Origin of the sequence: Arthrobacter sp. RIT-PI-e, assembly GCF_001187915.1 — a bacterium.
GTDB lineage: Bacteria > Actinomycetota > Actinomycetes > Actinomycetales > Micrococcaceae > Arthrobacter_D.
The window spans coordinates 1-23417 of sequence record NZ_LGIU01000045.1 but is presented as its reverse complement, the minus strand read 5'-3'; the positions used below and the strand labels follow the sequence as shown (position 1 = coordinate 23417).

Below are 23417 nucleotides of genomic sequence, written 5' to 3'. Positions count from 1 at the left end.
CGGGGATGACGGCGCCGGGGTGTCACCGGACCCTGCCCGTGGGACGGGCGGGACCGGCGCGGGGTCCCGGTGCGGAGCCTCCGCCCGGAGGACCCGCACCGGGGGAGGTCAGCGGACGATCGAGCGCAGCAGGCGCAGGGCGACCGACAGCGAGGAGATGTCGTCGCGCTCCAGCATGTTCACGTCCGCGAACATGGTGCCGGCCCGTTCGAGCTGGTCCGCGTTCTGCTCCTGCCAGGCCAGTAGCCGCTCACCGGCATCGTGCTCCCGCAGGTGCCGGGACGCGTGCAGCACGGCCACCGTGATGTCCGCCACGGTGGAGTAGAGGTCGTCGCGCAGGGCGGCCCGGGCGAGGGCCTGCCAGCGGTCGGCCCTCGGGAGTTTCGTGATCCGTTCGAGGAGGTCGTCCACCTCGAAGCGGTCGTACACCGCGTAGTACACACGCGCGATGTCCTCGATCGGCTCGTCGACCTTCCGCGAGCTGAGGGCGATGTCCAGCAGTGCGAAGGTCTCGAACTGCTCCGCCCAGGTCCGTCCGAGCACCTCCGGCAGCCTCCACTCCTCCGCGGTCACGATGCCCTCCCGGACCCGCTCGAGGTCGCCGCCGCGCAGGAACTCGGGCAGGCGGGAGCGCAGGGGTGCGACCAACGGTCGGAAGGCGCGGATGTTCTCCTCCACGGGTACGCCCTGGTCCACGTGGTTCACGAACCACCGGGTCGAGCGGTCGAGGAGACGACGCAGGTCCAGGTGCACCAGGGACCAGTGCTCCGTGGGGAAATGGGCGGGCAGGGAGCTGAGGTGTCCCAGGGTGTCGTCGAACGAGTAGATCTCGCGCAGCGCCACGAAGGCCCGCGCGATCGTGGCCTCGGGCGCCGAGGTCTCCTCGAGGACCCGGAAGGCGAAGGTGATCCCCCCGAGGTTGATGATGTCGTTGGCGATGACCGTGGAGATGATCTCGCGACGCAGCGGATGGGTGTCGAGCAGGTCGTCGAACCGCTCCACGAGCTGCCGGGGGAAGTAGCGGCGCAGGGTCCCGCGGAAGTACGGGTCGTCGGCGAGCGTACTGGCCGACAGCGCCCTGGTGAGTTCGATCTTCGCGTAGGCCGCGAGGACCGAGAGCTCCGGTGAAGTGAGACCCTGCCCCGAGTCGAGGCGACGGCGCAGCTGTGCGGTGGTGGGCAGCGCCTCGAGGGAGCGGTCGAGGTCGCCCTTCTGCTCGAGCCAGTCCATCATGCGCTCGTAGCCGGGGCTCCATTCGGCGACCCGTCGGCGGTCGTTGAGCAGGAGCACGTTCTGGTCGATGTTGTCCTGCAGGACCAGGCGCCCCCCCTCGTCGGTCATCGAGTGCAGGAACTCCGCGCGCTCCTCCCGCTGGAGCCGCCCGGCCCGCACCATCCGATCCACGAAGATCTTGATGTTGACCTCGTGGTCCGAGCAGTCCACACCGGCGCTGTTGTCGATGGCGTCCGTGTTGAGCACGACGCCGGACAGCGCCGCCTCGATCCGCCCCTGCTGGGTCAGCCCGAGGTTGCCTCCCTCACCCACCACCCGGACGCGCAGCTCGCCCCCGTCCACTCGGATGGCCTCGTTCGCCCGCCCGCCCCCCTGGGCGTGGGGCTCGGCGGCCGCCTTGACGTAGGGCCCGATCCCGCCGTTGTAGAGCAGATCGGCGGGAGGCCGCAGGAGGCGCGCAGCAGCTCCGGCGGGCTCGGCCGGGCCGCCCCCTCCTCGAGACCGAGTGCGGTGCGCACCTCGGCGGACACCGGGATCGACTTGGCCTGGCGGGGGGACACCCCCCCGCCGGCGCTGATCAGCGAGGTGTCGTAGTCCTGCCAGCTCGAGCGCGGCAGCTCGAACAGGCGGCGACGCTCCGCGAAGGAGCGCGCCGCGGCCGGGGTGGGGGCCAGGAAGATGTGGCGGGGGGCGCACGCCGCGACGAGCCGGCTGTGCTCGGGCAGGAGCATGCCATTGCCGAAGACGTCCCCGCTCATGTCACCCACCCCCACCACGGTGAAGTCCTCGGTCTGGGTGTCGACCCCGAACTCGCTGAAGTGGCGCTTGACCGACTCCCAGGCGCCCCGCGCCGTGATGCCCATGGCCTTGTGGTCGTACCCCACGGAACCACCGGAGGCGAAGGCGTCCCCGAGCCAGAAGCTGTACTCGGCGGACAGCTCGTTCGCGATGTCGGAGAACGACGCCGTGCCCTTGTCCGCGGCGACCACGAGGTAGGTGTCGTCGTCGTCGTGCCGGATCACCCGCGCCGGGGGCAGGACCGACTCGGCGGTCCCGTTGGTGATCACGTTGTCCGTGATGTCGAGCAGACCCCGGATGAAGGTCCGGTAGCTCGCCTGCCCCTCGGCCAGCCACGCCTGGCGGTCGGCCGCGGGGTCGGGCAGCTGCTTCGGGAAGAAGCAGCCCTTGGCCCCGGTGGGCACGATCACCGCGTTCTTCACGGTCTGCGCCTTCACGAGGCCGAGGACCTCCGTGCGGAAGTCCTCCCGGCGGTCGGACCAGCGCAGCCCGCCGCGGGCCACCTTGCCGAAGCGCAGGTGGACCCCCTCCACCTGCGCCGAGTAGACCCAGATCTCGTACTCGGGACGCGGGAAGGGCGCGCCGTCAATGCTCCCGGTGTCGAACTTGAAGCTCACATGGCGCTTGTCCTGGAAGTAGTTGGTGCGCGAGGTCGCCTCGATCAGGTTGGCGAAGCTGCGCAGCACGCGATCGGCGTCGAGCGTGGGCACCCTCTCCAGCCCCTCGTCGAGCGCAGCACGCGCGTCCTCCGTCGCAGCGGTGCGGTCGGCGTCGAGATCCGGGTCGAAGCGTGCCAGGAACAGGGCGATCAGCGCACGGCTCACCTCCGGGTTCCGCAGCAGGGTGTCCGCCACGAACCCGTAGGAGTTCGTGTTGCCCAGCTGTCGCAGGTACTTCGCGTAGGCACGCAGGATCAGGACCTGCCGCCAGCCGAGCTCCTCGCTCAGGACCAGCCGCTCGAAGGGGTCCGACTCGCTCTCACCCGCGACGGCCGCACGGAAGGCGTCCTGCAGCAGGGTGGCGGTGCCGAGAGGGGACACGTTCGCCGGGTACTTCAGCCCGAGGTCGTAGAGGAAGAAGGAGCGGCCGTCGGCCCGGGTGATCTCGAACGGGCGTTCGTCGAGCACCTCCAGCCCGAGGTTGTGGAAGTAGGGCAGGATCTGCGTCAGGCTCCTGGCGCTCGGGAGGTAGAGCTTCAGCCGCGCGTCCTCCCCGCCCGAGAGCTCGTGCGCCGGCACGTAGACGTGCAGCTGGGACAGGTCGTTGTCGGTGCCGGCGAGCTCCTCGAACCGGGCGACGTCCTCGAGGGCGTCCTCCACCTCGTAGTCCACCCGGTAGCGGGGCGGGAAGGACTCCGCCCAGAGCCTCGACAGCCGCTGCGCGGCGTCCTGGTCGAAGCGCTGCTGGGCCACCTCCACGAAGCCCTCGGACCAGGACCGCGCGGCCTGGACGAGCCGCTCCTCCAACTGTGCGGCGTCGATGCGCGGGATCTCCGTGCCGCGCTGCAGCCGGATCCGGAAGAACAGCCGCGCGAGGGCCGATTCGCTCATACGTGCGCTGAAGTCGATGGACTCGGCGTGGAGCGCGCTCCGGAGCTCCTCCTCGATCCGCAGGCGCACACTGGTGGTGTACCGGTCGCGGGGAAGATACACGAGTGCGGACATGAAGCGCCCGTAGACGTCCGGGCGCAGGAACAAGCGGGTGCGCCTGCGCTCCTGCAGGCGGAGGATCCCGAGCGCCGTGGTGACGAGGTCGGGGGCCTCGATCTGGAAGAGCTCGTCCCGCGGATACGTCTCGAGGATGGTCAGCAGATCCTTGCCCGAGTGCGAGTCCGGCGGGAAGCCGCAGCTTCGCAGCACCTCGGTGACCTTGTCCCGGACGAGCGGCACGTCGCGGACGGACGCCGTGTACGCACTGGTGGCGAACAGGCCGATGAACCGGCGCTCGCCGTTCACGTTGCCCTGGGCGTCGAAGCTCTTCACGCCGATGTAGTCGAGGTACGCGGCCCGGTGCACCGTGGAGCGCGAGTTGGCCTTCGTGATCACCAGGGCCCGGCGGTCGCGCGCCTTCGCCCTGCCCGCGGCGGTGAGCTGCTGGAGCGGATGGCCGTCGGACCCCTGCCTCAGCAGACCGAGCCCGCTGCCGCTCCTGACCCGCAGGGTGTCCGCGCCCGTCGCCGCGTCGGGGACCAGTTCGTACTCCCGGTAGCCGAGGAAGGTGAAGTTGCCGTCGTCCAGCCACAGCAGCAGGTCCTGCGCCTGGCGCAGGTCCGGGATGTCCCCCGCCCCCGTGATGGAGGGCAGCGACGCCCCGACCGCGCGGACCTGGGCCCGCATGGCCGGCCAGTCCTCGACGGCGGCCCGGACGTCGGCGAGGACCCGGAGGAGCCCGCTGCGTGCGGCCTCCTTCGCGGCGTCGTCCGCGAGCCGCGTGACCTCCACCGAGATCCACGACTCGATGGTCGCCGAGCTGTCCGACGACCCGACGAGCGCACCGATGTTCGGCAGGGCTGCGGTGTCACCGCTGGAGGCACCGGCGCTCGAGGGCACCTCGCGGAGCGCGGCCAGCGCGGAGGAGGTCCGCTCGCGCACGGCGAGGAAGGTGGGGTGGACCACGAGCCGGATCGCCGCGTTCTGCCGGACGAGCTCGGCGGTGACGGAGTCCACGAGGAAGGGCATGTCGTCCGTGACGATCATGACGACGCTGGAGGTGCCCTGGTCCAGGACGTCGACGACGGCGGTACCCGGTTCGCGGACCTCGGCGAGCGCACGGTGGGCGAGGGCCCACCGGCGGAGGTCCTCCGGGGGATGGCCTGCGGCGTCCTCACCGGCGAGGTGCTCGAAATAGTGACCTACGAAGTCCTCCCCAGCCGTGTCCGAGCTTGACCGATCCGTTGTGCTGGATCCAGGCGACATGGGAAGAGCCTCCGTACCGAGATGACGGCCGCCTCGTCGCGGCCCATTACCGGGGAAGACTATCGGGGTTGCCCGCAAACTTCACGTTGCGCGACAGCAGGCCGGACCCGCGTCGGCGCACCTCCTGGGCAGGTACGTCGACGAGACCGGCGATCGCCACGCGGAGGGGCGAGGTGGGCGCCGTCTCGAGCAGGGTGGTACCCGCGAGGAGCGCGCGGTCCGCGGCCGCGGGATCCGAGGGGAGGAAGGCGGTGATGCCGGACGCCGGTCCGAAGCGCTCCCACGCCTCCCGTAGCTGGGCCTCCGGACCGCGACCCACCGCCCCTGCCCGCACCTTGTTCAGGACCACCCGGGGCGCGGCGGTGGGGACGGCCTCGGCGAGCTCGCTCAGCGCCTTCACCAGGCGGGGCACACCGATCGCGTCCGCGGCCCCCACCGCGATGACCGAGTCCGCCAGTTCGAGGCACCGCAGTGCGGCACCGTTGCGGCGGGGAGCGAGGGTGTCGAAGCTCAGTTCCTCGTCGGCCTCCAGGCAGAACCCGCAGTCGATGATCGTCACCGCGGCGAGGGAGCGTGCCGCCTCGAGGACGTGTGCGAGTGCGGCCGGGCGCAGTTCGGGCCAGCGGTCCGGCCGCGTGATGCCGGTGAGCACCTGTAGGCGCCCACCCTTGATCGCCATGCTCAGGGCGATGCGACCGAGTGCAGCACTCCGGAAAGCACCCTGGTCGGCGAGCCGGCACGCCTGCGCCAGCCCCGCCGACTCGTCGAGCAGGCCGAGGGAGGGGCCGATGCCGGCCCCGTAGGTGTCCGCATCCACCAGGAGCACCGAGGTGCCCGCCGCGGCGAGCTCCGCGGCCATGTTGATCGCGACGGTGGTCCGGCCGGGACCGCCTGGGGGCCCCCAGACCGCGATCCCCGCGCCGTTGCCCGGCGCGTCGTCGGGCACCGGGAGCCGGGGGGGCAAGGGCTCGGCGAGACCCGGCGGGTCGGCGTCCGCGGCCGAGCCGCGGGGACCTCTCTCCTCCGCCTCGAAACGGTCCACCGCCTGCGAGACCGCTTCGGCGAGTTCGGCGGGGGGGGCGGGGACCCGGGCGGAGGCCGCGCCCCCCACCCGCGCGGGGCCCTCGGCGCCCGGCTCGTCCACGAGGGCGATGAGGACGCCTCCGGTGAACCGGAGCCGCTCCACCAGGGATTCCGTCGGGCCGGGGGCCCCGGGGGCGGGGATGGCCGCCCGCGCCAGACCCGCCTGGCAGGCCGCGACGAGCTCGTTCAGCTCGTCGCGGCGGCGCACCACGGTGACGGGGCCGCGCAACTGCTCGAGCCCCGGGACGAAGGCGCTGGCCAGGGACCCGAGCGTGACGACCGGAATACTCATGAACCCGCGGACGGGTTCAGCACGACGGCGATGCGGGCTTCGTTGGACAGGGCGTCGAGGAGTTCGGGCATCGCGGCGTCGCCCACGAGGATCTGGACGAGCGTGGCGGAACGGGAACCGAGCGCGGACTCCCCGACCGTGAGCTCGGAGACCTCGGCCGCCTCCAGCAGCAGCCGCGGCTCCTCGAAGGTGTTCCGGTCCGTGCGGGGCGACACCCAGACGTCCACGCGGTCCCCCGCCGAGGTACCGCGGGGCGGGGGGGACTCGACGGAGAGGCCGACGGGTTTGCGATCCAGCTGGTCGGCGGTACCGAGGGCGGACGAGGGCGCGAGCTCACCCCGGGGGACGAGCCTGGTGGCGACGGCGTTCGGGGGGAACCCTCCGGCGACCGGGAGGTAGGTGTCCGCGGCGTCGCCGAGCTGCACGGGGACCGCCACGAAGTCCTCCTCGCTCAGCGTCGACCCGACCGGGATGTCCTCGCGTGCCGAGTACACCTCGGTACTGGTGTCCTGACTGTCGAGGAGGGCGATCACACCCGCCGTGGAGGCCAGGACCAGGAGAAGTCCGATGAGCAGTCGCGGGTCCTTCCACGAGGGCCGTTTGAGCCGGGGGGCGTCGGTGGCCACCCGTGGTGCTCGTTCGTCGATGCTCACGATCGTCCCCCCAGAAGTGCGGTGCCGCGAAGGGACGGCCCCTCCCGTCAGCAATTGTGATGCACATCGACCCCGAAGGGAACCGACCGGCAGCAGAGGAAGTCGACGTGTGGATACCGGGATCCGCCCCCGTCGAAATGGCACACTGGACACGGAACCGAAGACGAAGGAAGGGCGGATCCGTGGCCGAGCGGCGTTTTCTCACACTCGCGGACGTGGGCGAAGTACTGAACATCAGCTCGTCGCAGACCTACGCACTGGTGCGTTCGGGCGAACTCCCCGCGATCCAAGTGGGTGGTCGCGGACAGTGGCGGGGCGAAACACGGGTACTCGAGGAGTACATCGCCAAGGCCTACGAGAGGACGGCGTCCACGCTCCGGAGCGATGCGGACAGTACGCCCCTGTCCTGAGCCCGGACGGCCCACCCACCGGATCCGGATCGACCGCACGGAGACGCGCGGCTCCGTCCGGCGGACGCCGGCCTCACTCCGGCGGGGTCGAGGAATCGATCGAGTCGATCGCGGTGAACGGCACGGTCAGTGCCTCCCGCGCGGCACCCCGGGCGCCGGTGTCATCGCCGGACCCGGAACCCAGCTCCATGAAATCCGCACCTACCCGGTCGATCATCCCGGTGAGGCGCGTACGGGACGGACCCAGCCACACGGCCACCGGCGCCCTGTCGCGTGAGAGCGCCCGCAGCACCGAACCGAGTCCCAGCCGGGCCTCGACCACCCCTAGAGGTCCCCCCACCGCACGCCCCAGGCCTCGGACGACCTGCAGGGAGGCGAACGGCACCACCGTGGACCGGCCCTCCACGGCGATCATCAGCCAGTGCGCCCCCACGTTGGTCAGCATGCCGTGCACGGAGCGGTCGGCGGCCGTGGTCACCGCGATCTGCCGTCCCACCTGCCCACCCAGTCGTTGCGCGAGGCTCAGACGCGCCTGTTCGGAGCGTGTGCGCTCCCTGATCTCGCTCTCCTGCTGGGCCGAGGAGGCCGCGTGCAGCTGCGACTCGAGGTCGTCGAAGAGGGAATCCCAGCGCATGGTCCCAATGTAGGAGGGCAACCGGACGAGGTCAACGAGGACAAAATAGATCGAACGGAAGGAAGTATGGACAAATCACACCAAACTGCATCAAACTGATCCCGGAAGGGAGATCTGATGCGTGTTCGGACGAGTGACGCAGTACAGGCGGGACTGATCCTGGGGTGCGGGGTCGGGATGGCGACGGCGGGTCTCACCCTGCTGTACCGGCATCACGGTGAGCTGGGACGGCTCGGCGTCGAGGACCTGCTGGGCCTGGGCCTGTCGGTGCTGGGACTGGGCGTCATGGCCGCCTGGATCCTCACCCTGGCCCTGGCCGTCGTCGTCGAGCTCCTGGCCGGACGGGGACGCACCCGGGCGGCCCTGGTGCTCTCCCGCTTCACCCCCGCCCTGATGCGCCGTCTCGCGGTCGCCTTCCTGGGGATCAACCTGCTCGCGATGCCCGCCGTGGCCCAGGCCGCTCCGCCCGCGGCCGGATCCTCGGGGTCCGGATCGTCGGGACCGTCGGCGGTGGTGGAGGTGCTGTCCCCCGGCGCCGCACAGCAGGCGTGGGCGGCGGACACCCTCCCCCCGGCCACGGGCATGCGCACCGTGGCCGAGGGGCCTTCCGCAGCGGACACGCCGGACCACGAGAAGGCTTCCGTGCCGGTCTCCCCCGCGTGGAGACCGGCTCCCCTCCCGGTCGACGGCGGCCTCCTCCTCAGGCAGGGGACCAGGACCGAACACCGCGCCACGGAGATCGTGGTGACGGACGGCGATTCCCTCTGGTCGATCGTCGGAGGGCAGCTCGGTCCCCTCGCCACGGCGGCCGACATCGCCGAGGCCTGGCCGGCATGGTTCGAGACGAACCGGTCGACCATCGGTGAGGACCCCTCCCGGTTGATCCCGGGGCAGGTTCTCACCCCTCCCCCCGGCTGACACCCGGCCGACCGTTCCTCCGGATCCCGTCCCCGGACGGGAACCGTCCGGGCCCCGGAAGCCCGACACCCATGTCCCGCGTCGTCGACGCCTCCAGCGCGCCCTCCCGGCACTCCCCGGGAAGGAATCCCCGCCACCTCACGAGAGGAAGCACCATGTCATCCGTCACAGAACTCCGCCGAACCCGGCTCCATCACCTCGCCGAGGTCAGTGGCGCCCCGCGGCCGGTCCTCCTGCCGAGCCCGCGGGCACCTGAGGCAGGGCCCGCCACGGTGACCGCCCTGCGCAGGAGCGACACGATCGAGGACGGCGCCCGCACCGCCGCTGCACCCCCGGTGGTCCCACCGCTCGCGGCGCCGTCCCCGGCAACCCCGCGGCACCCCGGACCGGCGCTCGGCGAGGCACGGCCGGCCCTCGCCGGGGAGGAGCTGTCCCACCGCATCTCCGGCATCGCCAGGTCGGTGGCCCAGGGGGCACTGGAGGTGCTCGGGGGCTCGCGTCCGCTCCAGCAACTGGCCCGCTGGCTCGACCCCGAGAGCTACGAGCGGCTCCAGCTCCGGGCGAACCTGGTGCGGTGCATCACCGCGGCCCCCGCTCCCCGCGGAGGGACGCCGGTCAGCACGCACCGACACGTGATCATCCGCTCCGCACGGATCTGCGCGGTCAGTGACACCGTGTTCGAGGCCTCGGTGGTGGCCTTCGACCAGAAACGCGTCCGCGCCGTCGCTCTCCGGATCGAGCAACGGCGCGGGGCGTGGCGGGTCACCGCCCTGGAGATCGGGTGATTACTTCTTCCTGGTCTTCCGCCCCTTGGCCGGGGCGGCCTGCTGGGTCGTGTCACGCTCCACGTGCATCTCCGCCTCGCCCTGCGCATTGGGTGCGATGAAGTTCAGCGTAGCGGGCCGGGCGGGGGCCTCGAGGCCCGCCGCCTTGATGGTGGGGGCCTGCACGAGCCCGCGGCCGTCGGTCACCCCGGGCAGCCCGGTCGACGCCGGGGCGGCGACCTCCACCTCGAGGTTGAAGATGAAGCCCACGCTCTCCTCACGGATGGCCTCCATCATGGCCTGGAAGAGGATGTACCCCTCGCGTTGGTACTCCACGAGCGGGTCACGCTGCGCCATGGCACGCAGACCGATGCCCTCCTTGAGGTAGTCCATCTCGTAGAGGTGCTCCTGCCACTTCCTCCCGATGACCGAGAGGACCACGCGTCGCTCCAGCTCACGGAGGTTGCGCTCGCCGAGTGCCTCCTCACGGGCCTGGTAGGCGAGCTTCGCGTCGGAGAGGATCTCCTGGTGCAGGAAGTCCCGGGTGACCCTGGAGGTCCCGCCGGCCTCCTCGATGACCTCCTCGGAGGTGAGGGCGATCGGGTAGAGCGTCCGCAGGTTCGTCCACAGCAGCTCGTAGTCCCAGTCGTCGCCGTGCCCCTGGGCCGTCGCCTCGTCCACCATGGCGGTGACCACGTCCTCGAGGAAGAACTGGATCTTCTCCTGCAGGTCCCCGCCCTCGAGGATCCTGCGGCGGTCACCGTAGATGGCCTCGCGCTGGCGGTTCAGGACGTCGTCGTACTTCAGGACGTTCTTGCGCTGCTCGGCGTTGCGCCCCTCCACCTGGCCCTGTGCGTTCTCGATCGCCTTCGAGACCAGCTTCGACTCGAGGGCGACGTCGTCGGGCATCGTGGAGCTGTTCATGATGCGCTCGGCGCCGCTGGAGTTGAACAGTCGCATCAGGTCATCGGTCAGGGAGAGGTAGAAGCGCGACCTGCCGGGGTCACCCTGGCGGCCGGAGCGGCCACGGAGCTGGTTGTCGATACGGCGCGACTCGTGCCGTTCGGTCCCGAGGACGTAGAGCCCGCCGAGTCCGCGGACCTCGTCCTGCTCGGAGCGCACCGACAGCCTCGCGGCCTCGAGGGTCTCGGGCCACTTCGCCTCGTACTCCTCGACGTTCTCCGCGGGGTCCAGCCCCAGCTTCTCCATGGCTGCCACCGCGTTGAACTCGGGGTTGCCGCCGAGCATGATGTCGGTGCCACGCCCCGCCATGTTCGTGGCCACGGTGACGGCGCCCTTGCGCCCGGCCTGGGCGATGATGGCCGCTTCCCGCGCGTGATTCTTCGCGTTGAGCACCTCGTGGCGGACGCCCATCTTCGCGAGCTGCTTCGAGAGGTACTCGCTCTTCTCCACGCTCGTGGTCCCGACGAGCACCGGCTGGCCCTCCTCGTGACGCTCGGCGATGTCCTTCACCACGGCGTCGAACTTGGCGACCTCGTTCTTGTAGATGAGGTCCGAGAGGTCCTTCCGCGCCATCTCCTTGTTGGTGGGGATGGGGACCACGCCGAGCTTGTAGGTGGACATGAACTCCGCGGCCTCGGTCTCGGCCGTACCCGTCATGCCGGAGAGCTTGTCGTAGAGACGGAAGTAGTTCTGCAGCGTCACCGTCGCGAGGGTCTGGTTCTCCGCCTTGATCTCCACCCCCTCCTTGGCCTCGATCGCCTGGTGCATCCCCTCGTTGTAGCGCCGGCCGGCGAGGATACGGCCGGTGTGCTCGTCGACGATCATGACCTCGCCGTTGAGCACCACGTAGTCCTTGTCGCGCTTGAACAGTTCCTTGGCCTTGATGGCGTTGTTCAGGAAACCGATCAGCGGCGTGTTCGCCGACTCGTACAGGTTGGAGATGCCGAGGTAGTCCTCGACCTTCTCGATGCCGTCCTCCAGCACGCCGACGGTGCGCTTCTTCTCGTCCACCTCGTAGTCGGTCTCGACGGTGAGCTTCTTGACCACCTTCGCGAACTCGTTGTACCAGCGGTTCACGTCACCCGAGGCCTGCCCGCTGATGATCAGCGGTGTGCGGGCCTCGTCGATGAGGATGGAGTCCACCTCGTCGACCACGGCGAAGTTGTGGCCGCGCTGGACCAGCTCGGCGGCGCTCCAGGCCATGTTGTCGCGGAGGTAGTCGAACCCGAACTCGTTGTTGGTGCCGTAGGTGATGTCCGCCGCGTACTGCTCGCGACGGGTGGCGGGATCCTGCTTCGAGAGGATGCAGCCGCTGGTCAGACCGAGGAAGCGGTACACGCGCCCCATGAGGTCCGACTGGTACTCGGCGAGGTAGTCGTTGGTGGTGACCACGTGGACACCCTTGCCGGTCAGCGCGTTGAGGTAGGCCGGGGCGGTGGCCACGAGGGTCTTGCCCTCGCCGGTCTTCATCTCGGCGATGTTGCCGAGGTGCAATGCGGCCCCGCCCATCAGCTGGACGTCGAAGTGGCGCAGGCCGAGCGTGCGCGCGGAGGCCTCCCGCACGGCGGCGAACGCCTCGGGCAGGAGCTCGTCGAGGGTCGCCCCGTCCGTGTACCTCTTCTTCAGGCGGTCCGTCTCGCCCCGCAGCTCGTCGTCGGACATCTCCCGGAACTCGTCCTCGAGGATGTTGATCGCGTCGGCGTAGTTCCGGAGCCGCTTCAGTGTCTTCTTGTCGCCGGTGCGGAGGACTCGTTCGAGAAGTGATGGCACTGGTTTTCGCTCCCAATCTGCTGCTGCCGAAGATGGCGTGTCTAGTGTACGTCGACGTACGGGACGCCGAGGTGGTTCCCGCCGCCCGGCGCGGCCGGGCTCAGGGTAGCGTGCGCACCCGGAGGGAGAGCGCTGCAGCGAGATCTCCGCGCTCCTCCACGACGACGTCGTCGAGGCCCAGCCAGCCCGCCAGCAGGAACAGCTCGTCGGCGAGTTCCGCCGCGGTGTCCGCGGGCGCACCGGGTTCGGCATGACTCGCGCGGACCAGCAGACGGCCGCCCGCACGGTCCGCCTTCAGGTCCACACGCGCCGCCATCACGTCGCGCAGCAGGAACGGCAGCACGTAGTAGCCGTGGAGTCGGCGCTCGGCAGGGGTATAGATCTCGATCCGGTAGTGGAAGCCGAACAGGGCCTGCAACCGGCCCCGTTCGAAGACGAGCGAGTCGAAGGGACTCAGCAGTGCCCTCCCCCGCGCCCGGCGCGGCAGGGTCACCGCGGGGTGGAGGTACCAGCGCTCTGCGAGATCACCCACCGCGACGGACTCCAGGACGCCTGCGGCCACGAGACGGTCCAGGGCGGCGCGGGTCTCGCGCACGGGGGTCCGGAAGTAGTCGGCCACCGAGCGGGCGGAGGTCACACCGAGCGCACTCGCGGCGCGTTCGGCGAGCACGTCGAGGGCCTCGTCACGATCCGGCGCCGCGGCCGCGAGCGCCGGATCCGGGAGGACGTCGACGATCGGCGCGTAGAGCCGCTCGAACGAGGCCGTCCTCCCGGCGGATCCGATCTCCCCGCGGGCGAACAGTCCCTCGAGCACCCGTTTGACCGCCGTCCAGCGCCAGCCCCATCCTTCCTGGGGCCGCGCCGGGTCCCCGCCCCCCCGGCGTCGGATGCTCGGGGCGGTCAGCGGCTCCCCCTGTGCGAGGAGCTCCAGCACGGCGGCCTCCAGCGGCATCCGCTGCTCGGCCGGGAGACCGGAGGCACCCATCCAGGTGCGGCGCTGCCAGACCCGCAGGTGCGGGAAGAGCTCGGGTGGCACGAGGCTGGCCTCGTGCGCCCAGTACTCGACGAGTCCGCGCGGTGCCCGCTCGGAGAGGGCGTCGAGCTGAGCGGTGTCGTAGGAGCCCAACCGTGAGAAGGGGGGGAGGTAGTGGGAGCGGGCCAGCACGTTGACGGAGTCGATCTGCAGGACCTGCAGGTGCCCGGCGGTGGCGGCCACCGCGCGCTGCGACGGCTCCGAGCGACGGCGCGGGAGGTGCAGGCCCTGGGCCGCGAGCGCGAGGCGCCGGGCCTGGGCCAGGGTGAGGTTCGGCACGGTGGGGTTCGGCATGGTCTCCTACGTGCGGCTGCCCCCGCACAGGGTGCGGGGGCAGCCGTCCGATCGTGGTCCGGTCCCGGCTCCTCGCCGGAGGGCTCTCGCTGTGAGGCTGGAGTCGGGCCGGGGGTCCGGACCGTGGCGTCCGGACCGTGGCGTCCGGACCGTCGTGTCTAGACCGTGGCGTCCGCGGTGGCGCGGTAGGCCAGCAGTTCCGCCTGCGACTCCTCGGCGCCGTCGGTGTCGAGCGTGATGACACCGTAGGTCCAGCCCTGCCGCCGGTAGACCACGGACGGGGCACCGGTGGTCGAGTCGACGAAGAGGTAGAAGTCGTGTCCCACGAGTTCCATGTTGTCCACGGCGTCGTCGAGCGTCATGGGCGTGCCCGAGAACACCTTCCGCCGGATGAGCACCGGGGAGTCGCCTGCGGGGATGTCGTCCGGCGACGAGTAGGCGTCGACGTCCGTGGGATCGGTGGTGTCCGTGGGCTCGGGCGTCGGCTCCTGTGACGTGGTGGCGAGGTAGAGCGGCTGGACGGGATCGGCGGGGGCGAGATCCGCGGTGGCCACGCCCACGGCCACCGGCGTGTGCCGTCCGTGGTGCACCTTGCGGCGGTCCCGCGCACGCCGCAGGCGTTCCAGGAGCTTCCCGTAGGCGAGATCGAAGGCCGCGAACTTGTCCGCCGCCTGCGCCTCGGCGCGGATCACCGGGCCCTTGCACAGCACCGTGAGCTCCACCGTGAGCGAGGTGTCGGCCCTGCGCGCGCTGGCCTCCTTGGTCACTCTCGCCTCGATGCGTTGCACCTTGTCGCCGAGCTGCTCGACCTTGTCGATCTTCTCCGTCGCGTACTCGCGGAAACGGTCCGAGATCGTCTGGTTGCGGCCACTGATCACAAATTCCATGGTGCTCTCCACATCGCTAGGTGACACGGCGGCGGCCGGGCGCAATGCTGAGCCACCGCCGACGGGTACGTGTCGTCACTGTGTGGTACCCGTACCTCACGGTAGTTCACCACCTCCTTTTATTCACCCATTGGACACCGGAACTTTGCTCATCCGCGTCGGCACCGGGACCCGCCCGCCGGGACCTCCCGCCCCGTCGCCGGCCGGTGAGGTGGTCGCGGCGACGACCACGGCCCCGAGCCCCCGCGCCCCGCCCCCGGTCAGCCCCCGGTGCACCTCGCCGAGGGTGGCACCCGTGGTGAGGACGTCGTCCACGACGATGCACCGCACACCCCTCAGGGACTCCCCGGCCCGCGGCGAGAGCCGCATCGAGGAACCCACCTGCGCGCGCCTGCGCCGTCTGCCGAGGCCCTTCTGCCCTCCCTGCAGTCCCGGGAGGAGCACGCTCCGCAGTGCCCGCACACTCCTCGCCGGGTCACCCTCCGTCAACGCAGCCGCGACCCTGTGCAGCGGCGGGACCTGCTGCACGGCGGGCAGCCGCCCGGTCCCGGCGGGGAGGGTCCCCGCCCTCCCCCACCCGGCCCGCGGCAGGCCGGGGGGGCGACGCCGCGCCTCCCCCGGGGGGGGCCCCGCGGGGGGACGGGCACGATCAGGACGGGCGCCGGACGGGGACCGCGGGGCGGCCCTCCGCCGGGCGGGAGCGCGGACATCGCCGGGTGCGGCCCCCCCGCCAGTGCGGCAGCCACCGGTGCCGCGAGGTCCGCGTGCCCGGGGTTCTTGAAGGCCAGCAGGACGGCGGGGACGGCTCCGTGGGAGCGCCCGGCCGCCACCCCGGGCCGGGGCGCGGGCGGCGGGGCGGCGCTTCCCGGGGCCCCGGCCCCCCCCCCGGCGGACCGCCTGAGCACGCCTGCCCGGCCCCTGCGGCGCCTGCCACCTGCGGCGTCGGCAGCAGGACGTCGGGCAGCGACTCCGCGCCCTCCTCCGCCCGGAAGGGACGCACCGTGGCCCTCCGGAAGGCGGCGAGGCACGCAGGGCAGAGCGAGGTGTCCCAGGCACCGCACACCACGCACGAGGCCGGCAGGAGCAGTGCGCCGAAGGCGCCGAGGGCACGCTCGATCCGCTGGTAGGGGCGCGCGAACACCAGGGTGTCGAGCAGGACGGCGAGGCGACCACGGGGCATGCCCCCAGCGGATCACGGTACCGACGCGGACCCCGGGCGCACCCCTGCTATGTGGACGACGCTAACCGGGGAACGCGGGATCGACGACCTCGAGCTGGGCGTCCACCCAGCTGTTGCCGATCCGCTTGTACAGCGTGCCGCCCACCTGCGCGTAGAAGGTGTTCTCGGCGTCGGAGCCCGCGCTGAGGTTGAGCACACCTTCGAGCCCCGCCATCTCCTCGCTCTCCCCGTCCAGGTGCAGGACGATCGGGGCCGCCTCCCCCGCGCCCACCGACGATGCCACGATCTCGCTCTGACCGGCCCACTTGGCGGTGTCGATGCTCCCGTCCGTGGGGACGACGAGGGGGGAGGTGAGCGTCTGCGGCACACCCTCGGCCGAGCGGATGATCCCGCTGAGCAGCACCTCGCCCACCCCTGCACGGTCCGTGACGAGCAGGGCACGGGAGCCGTCGCGCGAGACGCGGACCTCGCGGACGGTGCGATCGCCCAACCACCCCGGGGTCAGGACCACGGCGTTCTCCTCGTCCCCTCCCGGGGGGACCGTGAGGATCTCGCTGCGGTCCCCCGCCGTCCGTGCCGTCCAGACCCAGTTGCCCGGGTCGAACGAGGGCTGCGTGAGCGCACGGCCCTCGACGACGGCGCGTGCCTCGCTCTCCGGGGCCGTCACGAACAGCGAGGTGCGGTCGGCGTCCAGGAAGGCGTAGGCACTGCCGGAGCCGGCCGTCGCCGGGTCCCTGGGGTCGAACTCGGACACCGACGGCAGCCCGTCGATGGGCACCACGGCCCCGTTGCGGACCCGCACGAGTTCCTTGCCGGCCACCGCCACCTGCTCACCACCGACGTCGGGCGTGAGCTCGGGCACCACGAGTTCCGCCGAGGTCGCCCCGAGGTCGATCGGCTGCCCGCTCGTCATCTCCACCGACGTCACGTCGTTGAGCCCAAGCAGATTGGTCAGCAGCTGCTGGTCCATCTGCTGGAGACGCAGACTGGTGGCGTTCTCGAGGACCTCCGGGGACAGCTCCACCGAGGCCCGCCCGGAGGTGATCGGGACGGAGTCCCGTGCGAGGGTGACCCCCTCGGGGAACGCGCTGGTCACCGCCCCCTGCAGGTAGGGGGCGGGGCCGGTCAGCATGGCGCTGAGGATGCGCGCGGTCACACCGGTGCGCCGGACGAACCAGCGGGCGTCGGGCACCCAGTACTCGTAGTTGCTGCTGTAGAAGTAGAGGTTGCGCGGGATCAGCAGATCCTGTGCGCTGCTCTGCAGCAGCATGATGCCGTCGGGCAGGTCGTCGATCCGCCATTCGCCGTCGACCTGGACCATGCCCACGTTGATCGTCTCGGTGGAGGCCTCGGCGCTGTCGGTCCGGATGCCCCGGGCGTCCACGATCCCCGTGGTCTCGAGCTGGATCTGGAACCTGTCCGCCGCTTCACGCTGCTCCACACGGAACTCGGAGAACACCACGATCCGCTCCTCGGGGCGCCAGCTGAGCGCGGCCGACGGGGAGAGGAACTGCCGCGCCACGCTGTACCCGTCACCGGCACCGGTACCGGCCGTGATGAAGTCGCGGAGGATGCTCTGGGGGCTCGAGCCGGCCGCCGGTCCGGCGGGGCTGAACGCGGGCGCCATCGGGGCCGCCTCACCGTCGCTCGCGGGGATCGTGCCCACCGGGCCCCGGGACGGGATGGTGGAGCACCCCGTCAGCACCACGATCAGTACCACCAGGAGTGCGGTCAGCCACGACCGCGCGGACGCGGACGTCCGGGGTCGCCTCGGATCATCCGTGCGCACGGCCCTCTCCTTCCGTCCTCGCGACGCCGCCGGTATCGGCGTCAGCGCCGGCGTCTGCATCGGTGTCGGGCCGTGCACCCTCCGGCCGGACGTCTCCGCCCCGTGGCGGGAGTGCCATCGGCGACGAGGTCAGCTCGACGCCCTGCTGTCGTGGCAGGGTGAGCCTGAAGCAGGCGCCCTCACCGGGCGTCCCCCACGCCTCCAACCAGGCGCCGTGGAGCCGGGCGTCCTCCGTGGCGATCGAGAGACCGAGACCGCTCCCCCCGGTGGTCCGGGCACGCGCCGGGTCCGCCCGCCAGAAGCGGTCGAACACCCGGGAGGCGTGGAGCGGCGTCATCCCGATGCCGTGGTCGCGCACGGCGACGGCGGCGGCATCCGGGCCGCACGCGATGTGCACCTCCACCGGCCGCGACTCCCCGTGCTCGAGCGCGTTCACCACCAGGTTCCGCAGGATGCGGTCGATCCGGCGGGAGTCCGCGTCCACGATGCACCGGGCTCCCTCCGAGACGATCCGCAGCTCGGAGCCGAGGCGGTCCGCCAGCGGCCGGGCACCGTCGAGCGCGTGCTGCACGAGCTGCACGAGGTCCACCGATTCCGCTTCGAGGACGGCCGCGCCGGCGTCGAACCTCGAGATCTCGAGCAGGTCGGCCAGCAGGGCCTCGAAGCGCTCCACCTGGTCGTACAGGATCTCGGCCGACCGCTTGTTGATCGGGTCGAAGTCCGCACGGGCGTCGTGCAGCACCTCCGCGGCCATCCGTACCGTGGTCAGGGGGGTCCGCAGTTCGTGGGAGACGTCCGAGACGAAGAGCTGCTGCATCTGCGACAGCTCCGCGAGCTGGGTGATCTGGTCCTGGAGGCTGCCGGCCATCCGGTTGAACGACGCCGCGAGACGTGCCACCTCGTCCTCGCCGCGCACCTCCATGCGCTCCTCGAGCTGACCGGCGGCGAGCTTCTCGGAGACGGAGGCGGCGTAGCTGACCGGCTGGACGACGCTGCGCGTGACGTACCAGGCGATCGCCCCGATGACGAGCAGGAGGGCCACGCCCACGGTCCACAGGACCCGGTGGATGGAGTCCAGCGTGGCCTGCATCGAGGACAGGTCGTAGTACACGTACAGCTCGTAGGGCCGCTGGTCCGGCGGCAGCTCCACCTCGGTACCGAACGCGACGCCGGGGGCCCGGAGTGCGCCGTCGGCGATCACGGGGATGGAGACGGGCGCCCAGTACACGTCCGACCCCGCGTCCACGGCCGCACGCAGGTCCTTGGGCAGCAGGGAGACCGTGGCACCGTCCTGGCTGGTCAGGGTGGGGACGTACCCCTCGTTGCCCGGCGCCGGGACCAGGATGGACTGGCGGGGTGCGTCCGTCTCCGGATCGGCCAGGGAGGTGAGCGAGTCGAGGGCGAGCCGGGTGACGGTGTCCCGGGTGGTGGCCGAGGAGTTCTCGAACACCAGTCGCTGCGCCAGGAGCAGCTCGGTGGCCTCCGTGCGGAACTGCTCGAACCGCTGGTCGTAGAGGGCGCTCGCGATCTGGTTGGACAGCACGCCGCCCACGGCCACGAAGGACACCGAGGTCAGGAGCATGGTGGCCACCACCGTGCGGAACTGCAGGGACCGGCGCCAGCGGCTCGCCAGGGATCCGAGGGAGGCGCGTACCCCGTGCGACGGCGGAGCGGTCACCGGAGCCCCGGCGTCGGGCGCGGCTGCGTCGATCGCGACGTCGTGCGCCGTCGCCGCGGACGCGGCACTGCCTGCGGGTGCGTCAGGTGTAACGGGTGTCTCGGCGCGAGCGCGGCTCCGCGCGCTCCCGGTCATCAGCCCTGACCGGCCTTGTAGCCGACGCCGCGGACGGTCAGGACGATCTCCGGTGCCTCGGGGTCCCGCTCGATCTTCGAGCGCAGCCGCTGGACGTGCACGTTGACCAGCCGGGTGTCGGCGGCGTGACGGTACCCCCACACCTGCTCCAGGAGCAGTTCACGGGTGAACACCTGCCAGGGCTTCCGTGCGAGGGCCACCAGGAGGTCGAACTCCAGGGGCGTCAGCGAGACCCGCTCACCACCGGCCCGGGTGACCTCGTGACCGGCGACGTCGATGCTCACCTCGCCGATCCGGAGGGTCTCGGGCGCCCTGGACTCGGCGGGACGCAGCCGGGCCCGGACGCGCGCCACGAGCTCGGCGGGCTTGAAGGGCTTGGGGACGTAGTCGTCGGCGCCCGACTCCAGGCCGCGGACCACGTCGGAGGTGTCCGACTTCGCGGTCAGCATGACGATGGGGACGTCGGACTCGCCGCGGATCTGGCGGCACACCTCGATGCCGTCGAGACCCGGGAGCATGAGATCGAGCAGCACGATGTCCGGACCGGTCGAGCGGAAGGTCTCGAGCGCGGCTGCACCGTCCGCGCAGAACACGGGGTCCAGGCCGTCGTTCCTGAGGACGATGCCGATCATCTCGGACAGGGCCTGGTCGTCGTCGATGACCAGTATGCGAGCCTTCATCCCCTCATACTGGCGCATCGAGGGCACAAAGTCCCATTGCCCCCGCTGCGCCCGCCACGGGGTGTCGGGACACCACCGGAGCCGGCCGCGCGCGGTCCGGCCCGCGTGCGCTGCCCCGGAACGGGCGGATTCCTCACTAGGATGCAGGTGGGGACGATGCTCGTGCGGGTCCCACGGACTCGACCGGAGGGACGCCATGAGTCATCAGCCGCAGGACGGCACGCCCGACGGCGGAGCCGGGACACCCGACGACCCGGCACCGCGCTCGCCGTCGCCCTGGCAGTCCCCGGGCACCCGACCGGGTGGGGCAGGGATCCCGGGGCAGGGACGGACCGGGCAGGAGGGCTCCGACCAGGAGCCTCGCGGCCCCGTAACCGGCACGCCCCCCTGGCCGGTGAACCCCTGGGAACGGTACGGCGGCGCCCCGGCCCGGCCGGGACCTCCGCCCTACGGCCCGTCCGCGGGCGGGCCGCCCCCGGGGCAGCAGGGGGGTCCGTTCGGTTCCCCCTCGGCCGGTCCCGGTCCCCACGGTCACCCGCCCTTCCCGGGTGGGCGGTACCAGGCGCCCCCGAAACCCGGCGTCATCCCGCTGCGGCCGCTCGGCCTCGGGGAGATCCTCGACGGTGCGTTCCATGCCTGCCGGAAGAACCCCCTGGCCACCTTCGGCATCGCGATCCTGCTGCAGGCGGTGCTCGGGGTGGTGGTGGTCCTCATGCTGGGCACCCTGACGTCCTCCTTCGCGGTGTTCGAGGATCCGAACCCCTCCACGGAGAACGTCATCGGGGCGCTGGCGAGCCTCGGGACCTTCGCCTCCGTGACCTCGGTGGTCTCCGCCGTGGCCCTCCTGCTCCTGCAGGGTGTCCTCGTGATCCCGATCGCCCGCTCGGTGATCGGTCAGCGGACCTCCTTCGGCCAGGCGTGGCGGCTGGCGCGAGGACGGATCCTCGCGCTGTTCGGGTTCGGCCTCCTGGCCCTCGGCGCGGGTCTCGTGCTGCTCGTCCTGCTCGTGGGCATCTCGGTGCTCGCGGTCATCGGGCTCGACACCTACTCGGCCCTCGTGATCATCCCGTTGGCCCTCGGTGCGGTGGCGGTCCTCGTCTGGACGAGCGTCAAGCTCGTGGTGGCGCCCGCCACCCTGATGCTGGAGCGGACGGGGCCCTGGGCGTCGGTGAGACGCTCGTGGGTCCTCACGCGCGGCAACTGGTGGCGCACCTTCGGCATCGTCCTGCTGACCGCCGTGATCACCTCGATCATCACCTCGGTCATCTCGGTGCCGCTGACCTTCGTGGTGTCCCTCCTCTTCAGCTTCAGCGCCTCCCCGTCGACCTCGGCGGACGTGCTGGACTCCCTCCCGGTCCTCCTGGCCACCCAGGCCGTCACCGCCCTGTTCACCGCCATCGGCTACGCCTTCCAGTCCGGGGTGACCTCCCTGCTCTACGTGGACCTGCGGATCCGGCGCGAGGGGTTCGACGTCGTCCTGATGCGCGAGCACGAGCAGGCGGGAGCAGGCGACCCGGACATCGTGCCCGGTGGTACCGGCTCCTTCGGGCACCGGACGGACCCGCGGTGGCTGCGCCCCCGCCGTCCCGGGACCGGCGGCGCCCGTGGGCCCCGGGGGCATCGTGCTCCTCGCACCCGACGCCGCCGAGGCGCGGCGGCTCCTCGACGAGGAACTCGCCAAGACCCCTTATCTCGACGCGCAGCCGAATCTCCTCGAACGCGTCATCGAGGGCGTCCTGCGGAGCATCGGGGAGTTCCTCGACGGCCTGACCGGTCTCGGCGCGGGCCCGGGCACGGTGGTCCTCGCGATCGGCGCCGCCCTGGTGGTCCTGATCGCCGTCCTGCTCGTCAAGCCGCGGCTGAACGCACGCGGCAGGACCACCGGCACCGCCGTGTTCGAGGACGGCGGACGGTACTCGGCGGCCGAGCACCGCACCCGCGCCTCCGGGTTCGCCGCCACCGGGGACTGGAACTCCGCAGTGGCCGAGACCCTGCGGGCACTGATCAGGACGGCGGAGGAACGCCTGGTGCTCGACGAACAGCCCGGCCGGACCGCGGCCGAGGCCGGCGTGCAGCTCGGTGCGGTGTTCCCGGCCCTCGCACCCGAGATCCGCCGGCTCACCGGGTTGTTCGACGAGACCCGGTACGGCAGCGGGCAGGCGAGCGCCGAGGACCACCGGCGCGCCGTGGCCGTGGACACCGCGGCGTCCGCGGAGCGCCCGGGCCGGTCCCTCGACACCACCACGATGGCGGCTCCCCGGTGAGCGGGAAGCAGGAGACCCCCGGGCCCGGACCGATGTCGGCATCGACATCGGCATCGAGGAGCAGGCCCGGGGACGGGAGTACCGAGGTGATGGGCGACGGCGGGAGCGTGGGGACCACCGTGCGGTCCCGCGCACTGCGCGCCCGCCCGCTCGTGATCGGCGCGGCCGTCCTCGCGTTCATCGTGGTGATCGGGTTGCTCCCGGGCTCCGCGGAGGACGACGCCCCGCTCTCCCCCGGCAATCCCGCGCCGGAAGGTGCTCGCGCGGTGGCCGAGGTGCTCTCCGCGCAGGGCGTGGACGTCCTGCGCCCCGCGAGCTTCGCGGAGGCCCTCGCGGTCCTCGACGACGGGCCCGCCACCGTGTTCCTGAACGACGCGCGGGGCTACCTGAGCGCCGACCAGGTGCAGGAACTCGTGGCCGGCGCCGAGCGGACCGTCCTCGCCGCCCCGGCCTCGCGGCAGCTGCTCGCCCTCGAGGAGGACTTCGACGTGGTGGGCCCCGTGCCCCCGGACGTCGCGGACGCCGGCGCCCTGGAGGCGGGGTGCGACGACGTCGCCGCGACCGCCGCCGGGTCCCTCCCCGCGGCGGGAGGTACCGCGTACTCCGGTCCGGTGGAGTGCTTCGGCGTCGAGCTCGAGGACGCCTCCGGCGGGCTCTACGTCACGAACGAGGACGGCAGCGTCGCCGTCCTCGGTGCACCCGGCATCCTCTCCAACCGCTCCGTCACGGAGGCGGGCAGCGCCGCGCTCGCTCTCACCGCGCTGGGTTCCTCACCCACCCTCGTCTGGGTGGAGCCGACGAGCGCGGACGTCGTCGCGACCGGTGAGGGAATCGACCCGATGACCCTGCTGCCCGACTGGCTCGACGTGCTGCTGCTGTGGCTGCTGGTCTGCGCGGTCCTCGCGATGCTCTGGCGGGGCCGCCGGCTCGGGCCGCTCGCCGTCGAGCCGCTGCCCGTCGTCGGGCGGGCCGCCGAGGGCGCCGAGGGTCGGGCACGCCTCTACCAGGACCCCCGGGCGGTGGCCCCCCCGGCCGCGAACCCGC

Annotated in this window: 18 protein-coding genes and 2 pseudogenes; 5 read left to right on the top strand and 15 right to left on the bottom strand. The window is 71.8% G+C overall.

What is annotated here, in order from left to right; genetic code table 11:
• Positions 1 to 108: 108 nt before the first annotated feature.
• From AC792_RS05445 to AC792_RS05435, 4 genes and pseudogenes are all read right to left on the bottom strand, one after another.
• Positions 109 to 4272 (bottom strand): annotated as a pseudogene (locus AC792_RS05445) (NAD-glutamate dehydrogenase domain-containing protein).
• A 209-nt stretch (positions 4273 to 4481) separates the two neighbouring features.
• Positions 4482 to 4946: pseudogene (locus AC792_RS18165) on the bottom strand (hypothetical protein); the annotation flags it as partial.
• A 46-nt stretch (positions 4947 to 4992) separates the two neighbouring features.
• Positions 4993 to 6321: an AAA family ATPase gene (locus tag AC792_RS05440; protein ID WP_049829558.1), complete on the bottom strand. Its 1329-nt coding sequence runs from the start codon at positions 6319 to 6321 to the stop codon at positions 4993 to 4995.
• Complete coding sequence (locus AC792_RS05435; RefSeq protein WP_235436408.1) at positions 6318 to 6974, bottom strand: SAF domain-containing protein; 657 nt, start codon at positions 6972 to 6974, stop codon at positions 6318 to 6320. Before AC792_RS05435 ends, AC792_RS05440 begins: the two co-directional genes overlap by 4 nt.
• A 182-nt stretch (positions 6975 to 7156) precedes the next feature.
• Between AC792_RS05435 and AC792_RS05430 the strand changes: the two genes are divergently transcribed.
• Positions 7157 to 7384, top strand: a complete 228-nt coding sequence (locus tag AC792_RS05430; protein ID WP_049829557.1) for a helix-turn-helix domain-containing protein — start codon at positions 7157 to 7159, stop codon at positions 7382 to 7384.
• A 73-nt stretch (positions 7385 to 7457) separates the two neighbouring features.
• Here the strand turns inward: AC792_RS05430 and AC792_RS16880 are convergent, their stop codons facing one another.
• Positions 7458 to 8018, bottom strand: coding sequence for a hypothetical protein (locus AC792_RS16880; RefSeq protein ID WP_049829556.1), 561 nt, complete (start codon positions 8016 to 8018; stop codon positions 7458 to 7460).
• A 117-nt stretch (positions 8019 to 8135) separates the two neighbouring features.
• Here AC792_RS16880 and AC792_RS05420 point away from each other — a divergent pair, with 117 nt between their 5' ends.
• On the top strand, positions 8136 to 8936 hold the full coding sequence (locus AC792_RS05420; RefSeq protein ID WP_152916038.1) for a LysM peptidoglycan-binding domain-containing protein: 801 nt from the start codon (positions 8136 to 8138) through the stop codon (positions 8934 to 8936).
• Positions 8937 to 9091: 155 nt separating this feature from the next.
• Complete coding sequence (locus AC792_RS16875) at positions 9092 to 9721, top strand: Rv3235 family protein (protein ID WP_152916037.1); 630 nt, start codon at positions 9092 to 9094, stop codon at positions 9719 to 9721.
• Here the strand turns inward: AC792_RS16875 and secA are convergent, their stop codons facing one another.
• The 10 genes from secA to AC792_RS05370 all read right to left on the bottom strand — a co-directional run bounded on the left by secA (position 9722) and on the right by AC792_RS05370 (position 21507).
• Complete coding sequence (secA, locus tag AC792_RS05410) at positions 9722 to 12433, bottom strand: preprotein translocase subunit SecA (protein WP_049829554.1); 2712 nt, start codon at positions 12431 to 12433, stop codon at positions 9722 to 9724.
• Between the two features lie 100 nt (positions 12434 to 12533).
• A complete protein-coding gene (locus AC792_RS05405) occupies positions 12534 to 13760 on the bottom strand; it encodes a winged helix-turn-helix domain-containing protein (protein ID WP_049829553.1) in 1227 nt (408 codons plus the stop codon).
• A gap of 158 nt (positions 13761 to 13918) precedes the next feature.
• Positions 13919 to 14647: a ribosome hibernation-promoting factor, HPF/YfiA family gene (gene hpf, locus AC792_RS05400; protein WP_049829620.1), complete on the bottom strand. Its 729-nt coding sequence runs from the start codon at positions 14645 to 14647 to the stop codon at positions 13919 to 13921.
• Between the two features lie 123 nt (positions 14648 to 14770).
• On the bottom strand, positions 14771 to 15109 hold the full coding sequence (locus tag AC792_RS05395) for a phosphoribosyltransferase family protein (protein ID WP_049829552.1): 339 nt from the start codon (positions 15107 to 15109) through the stop codon (positions 14771 to 14773).
• Between the two features lie 187 nt (positions 15110 to 15296).
• Positions 15297 to 15827 carry a hypothetical protein gene (locus tag AC792_RS16870; RefSeq protein ID WP_152916036.1) on the bottom strand — a complete coding sequence of 177 codons (531 nt, stop codon included), beginning with the start codon at positions 15825 to 15827 and terminating at the stop codon, positions 15297 to 15299.
• A 61-nt stretch (positions 15828 to 15888) separates the two neighbouring features.
• Complete coding sequence (locus AC792_RS05390) at positions 15889 to 17616, bottom strand: LpqB family beta-propeller domain-containing protein (RefSeq protein ID WP_049829551.1); 1728 nt, start codon at positions 17614 to 17616, stop codon at positions 15889 to 15891.
• Positions 17603 to 19429 (bottom strand): MtrAB system histidine kinase MtrB, encoded by a 1827-nt coding sequence (gene mtrB, locus AC792_RS05385; RefSeq protein WP_049829550.1) that lies wholly within the window; start codon positions 19427 to 19429, stop codon positions 17603 to 17605. The genes AC792_RS05390 and mtrB overlap by 14 nt, the downstream gene beginning before the upstream one ends.
• The gene (mtrA, locus tag AC792_RS05380; RefSeq protein WP_049829549.1) at positions 19429 to 20109 is read right to left on the bottom strand and encodes an MtrAB system response regulator MtrA; all 681 of its coding nucleotides are present in this window, start codon (positions 20107 to 20109) and stop codon (positions 19429 to 19431) included. The genes mtrB and mtrA overlap by 1 nt, the downstream gene beginning before the upstream one ends.
• Positions 20110 to 20640: 531 nt before the next feature.
• Positions 20641 to 20889, bottom strand: coding sequence for a hypothetical protein (locus AC792_RS05375; protein ID WP_049829548.1), 249 nt, complete (start codon positions 20887 to 20889; stop codon positions 20641 to 20643).
• A 264-nt stretch (positions 20890 to 21153) separates the two neighbouring features.
• Positions 21154 to 21507, bottom strand: a complete 354-nt coding sequence (locus tag AC792_RS05370; RefSeq protein ID WP_049829547.1) for a hypothetical protein — start codon at positions 21505 to 21507, stop codon at positions 21154 to 21156.
• 131 nt (positions 21508 to 21638) lie between these two features.
• Here AC792_RS05370 and AC792_RS05365 point away from each other — a divergent pair, with 131 nt between their 5' ends.
• Entirely contained in the window at positions 21639 to 22373 is a 735-nt protein-coding gene (locus AC792_RS05365; RefSeq protein WP_082177476.1) for a DUF4129 domain-containing protein, read from the top strand.
• 32 nt (positions 22374 to 22405) lie between these two features.
• The coding region (locus AC792_RS05360) for a DUF4350 domain-containing protein (protein ID WP_152916035.1) at positions 22406 to 23417 on the top strand (1012 nt) is incomplete at its 3' end.